Raw genomic sequence first — 1,468 nt, 5'->3', positions numbered from 1 at the left:
GTCAGCAGCGCTCCGGCAGGGCCCGAACCTGCGGGCTGTCAAGACGCCGGAGCGATTCGCCCGGCGACGCTAGCGTCGGGGCATGGCAAGCCCCTCCCTCGTCTGGTTCCGTGACGATCTGCGCCTCGCCGATCACCCGGCTCTGCGCGCGGCCCTCGACCGCAACGAACCGATCGTGTGCGTCTACGTGCTCGACGAGGAGTCCGACGGGGTCAGGCCTCTCGGCGGCGCGGCCCGATGGTGGCTGCATCACAGCCTCGCGGAGCTTCGGGACCGCCTCGCCGACCGGGGATCGGCGCTCATCCTCCGTCGCGGAGCGGCCGGTCGCGTGATCCGCGACCTGGCCGACGAGATCGGAGCCGGTGCGGTGTTCTGGAACCGACGCTACGGCGGCCCGGAGCGGGACATCGACGCCGACCTCAAGGCCGACCTGCGCGACGGCGGCGTGGAGGTCGCGTCATTCGCGGCGAACGTGCTGTTCGAGCCGTGGACGGTGACGACGGGGGCCGGAAAGCACTTCTCCGTCTACACGCCGTTCTGGAACGCGTGTCAGGAGATGCCCGCGCCGCGCAAGCCGCTCCCGGAGCCGCGCGACGTGCCAGGACCGGGCCGCGCCCCGGCATCCGACGATCTCGACGACTGGGAGCTCCTCCCCACGCGGCCGGACTGGGCGGGTGGCCTGCGCGAGCGGTGGGAGCCGGGCGAGCTGGCGGCGAGACGACGGCTGCGCGAGTTCCTCGACGACGATCTCGGATCCTACGACGCCGCCCGCGACGAGCCGGCCGCCGGCGCGACGTCGCTGCTGTCTCCGCGGCTGAGATGGGGAGAGCTGAGTCCCTACACGATCTGGCACGACACACTCGAGAACGCCGGCTCGGGTGCGCACGCCGCATCCGCTCACGGGTTCCTGTCGGAGGTGGGATGGCGGGAGTTCGCGTGGCACACGCTCTACCACTTCCCGAAACTCGCCGACAAGAACCTGCGATCGGAGTACGACGCGTTCCCCTGGCCTCGCCTGAAGCCGACGAATCTCGAAGCGTGGCAGCAGGGCCGTACGGGATTCCGCATGGTCGACGCCGGCATGAAGGAGCTGTGGGCGTCGGGATACATGCACAACCGCGTGCGCATGGTGACCGCATCCTTCCTCATCAAGAACCTGCTCATCGACTGGCGACACGGCGAGGAGTGGTTCTGGGACACCCTCGTCGACGCGGATGCGGCCAACAACCCGTTCAACTGGCAGTGGGTGGCCGGATCCGGGGCTGATGCGGCACCGTTCTTCCGGGTGTTCAACCCCGAACTGCAGGCGGACAAGTTCGACAAGACAGGGCAGTACGTGCGCGAGTGGGCGCCGGAGTACGCCGATGACACGGACGACGAGCCGGCCGAACCGATGGTCGACCTCAAGGAGACGCGCAAGAGGGCGCTCGACGCGTTCGACGTGGTCAAGCGCTCCCGCTGAACGCGC

At 69.5% G+C, this 1,468-nt stretch carries 1 protein-coding gene; it reads left to right on the top strand.

Annotation, left to right across the window (positions count from 1 at the left end):
• Nucleotides 1-82 precede the first annotated feature (82 nt).
• On the top strand, nt 83-1,462 hold the full coding sequence (locus B4E30_RS08005) for a cryptochrome/photolyase family protein (RefSeq protein WP_286794579.1): 1,380 nt from the start codon (nt 83-85) through the stop codon (nt 1,460-1,462).
• Nucleotides 1,463-1,468 lie beyond the last annotated feature (6 nt).

Origin of the sequence: Microbacterium sp. UBA3394 (genome assembly GCF_002358725.1) — a bacterium.
In the GTDB taxonomy this organism is placed as follows: Bacteria; Actinomycetota; Actinomycetes; order Actinomycetales; family Microbacteriaceae; genus Microbacterium; species Microbacterium luteum.
The sequence above is the reverse complement of the archived record's forward strand: the minus strand, read 5'-3'. Positions and strand labels throughout refer to the sequence as shown.

Coding starts and splice junctions, on each gene's coding strand:
- B4E30_RS08005 (WP_286794579.1), top strand. CDS start 83: ATGGCAAGCCCCTCCCTCGTCTGGTTCCGTGACGATCTGCGCCTCGCC.